2 protein-coding genes are annotated in these 1,410 nt (G+C 33.2%); both read left to right on the top strand.

Features of this window, described 5'->3' with window-relative positions:
- The first annotated feature begins 177 nt into the window (after positions 1–177).
- Positions 178–606, top strand: coding sequence for a hypothetical protein (locus HMPREF0501_RS07460; protein ID WP_006917393.1), 429 nt, complete (start codon positions 178–180; stop codon positions 604–606).
- 15 nt (positions 607–621) lie between these two features.
- Positions 622–1,053: a hypothetical protein gene (locus tag HMPREF0501_RS07455; protein ID WP_006917392.1), complete on the top strand. Its 432-nt coding sequence runs from the start codon at positions 622–624 to the stop codon at positions 1,051–1,053.
- Positions 1,054–1,410 lie beyond the last annotated feature (357 nt).

Genomic DNA, 1,410 nt, shown 5'->3' with positions numbered 1-1,410 from the left:
CTGAAACTTGAAAGTACTCAAAAGGACCTTTATATCTATTCTTTTTTTGAAAACTATGTAACAGTCCTTGCTATCTTTAGAGAAAATTTGAAAACGATTTTTTAGAAAACGTTTTATTTGTGATTATTAATCACCTCCCATAGAATTAAGGTGTAAACAATATAGGAGGTAATTATTATGGTTGATTATGCAAAACGCCAATTAAAGGCATTAGATCGAATTGCTAAAAAAATTGCAGATGCAGAAGGGCATATTACTAAAATTGAAGATAGTATTGATAATAAAAAACACCGAACTGCTCAACATGAGGTAATTAAAGATATCAAATCCATATTGAAACACTCACGAAAGGTCAGCAAAGACGAAGAAAAAATTATTGAACATTCTGGCGAAGGTCATAAAGACTCAACGCAAAACCACTACATCTATATAGAAGATGAAGAACCAGTTATCAAGGATCTCGAAAAACACTATGAAGAACTTGAAAAAAATCTTGATGAACTTCCAGATAATGAAGGAGGAAAAATAAAGGCATTTCGAGCTGAACATAACTATCTAGAAAAGGCTAAATATATTTTACAAAAAGCTGGTAAATACGACGACTGATTGGAGGGGAGTTTAATGACTAATTACTCCAAACGCGAATTAAAAGATCTTGACCGAATGTTCAAAAAAATTTCTAATATTGAAGGCTATATTGCTAAATTAAATACAGAATTGCAAGCCAATCATGACCGAGCTACACAACGAAAAATTAAAAAGAATATTCAGTCTATACATCATGGTATTCGCTCAATCATCAAAGATGAAGAAAGAATTACCGAAAACGCATGTCTGCAAAAACAACATAATGTTGAAAACAAATGGTATTTACGACAAAGTGAAACTCAACTAATTCGATTGGAGACTGCTTTAGACAGACTATATCATAATTTACAGAGTTTATCGTCGATAGAGATGAAAAAGCTTAAAGAAGTTTCGTCAAAGCTTAATATGGCTAAACTCATTATTGAAAAGGCCAATGCATCTCGAAAATATGCTTCAGCTTCGTAAATGAAATTTGAAAGCAATCAAAAGCAGTTTCATGCGGTCCCATGAAGAACATTCAGAACGTAAAGTGGAGTAAAATTTTAGCTAAATCAGAATCGGTATATTGAACTTTGACTTAAGTAAGTTTAAAACAACCAAATAATGATGACAGTTAATTACCGCAATTATATACTTTTAACCAACAGACTTTAACAAAAACGGCTCTGTGTCAAATCCTGTTGATGCGAGCTGATAATCAAGCAGTATCAAGCTTTAAGCTTGGTACTGCTTTTGTTATTGCCTTTAGGCCTAGTTGAGTACGTAAGCGATAGCGCACGTGCGAAACAAAAAACCACCCGCTATGCGGGTGGGCAATCAAAA

The organism is Limosilactobacillus coleohominis 101-4-CHN, from assembly GCF_000161935.1.
Taxonomy (GTDB): domain Bacteria; phylum Bacillota; class Bacilli; order Lactobacillales; family Lactobacillaceae; genus Limosilactobacillus; species Limosilactobacillus coleohominis_A.
Note: the sequence above shows the minus strand (reverse complement) of the source record. Positions and strands in the feature narration are given on the sequence as shown.

Bases quoted from the DNA above. Each gene is read 5' to 3' on its own strand.
- HMPREF0501_RS07460 (WP_006917393.1), top strand. From the start codon at position 178: ATGGTTGATTATGCAAAACGCCAATTAAAGGCATTAGATCGAATTGCT.
- HMPREF0501_RS07455 (WP_006917392.1), top strand. From the start codon at position 622: ATGACTAATTACTCCAAACGCGAATTAAAAGATCTTGACCGAATGTTC.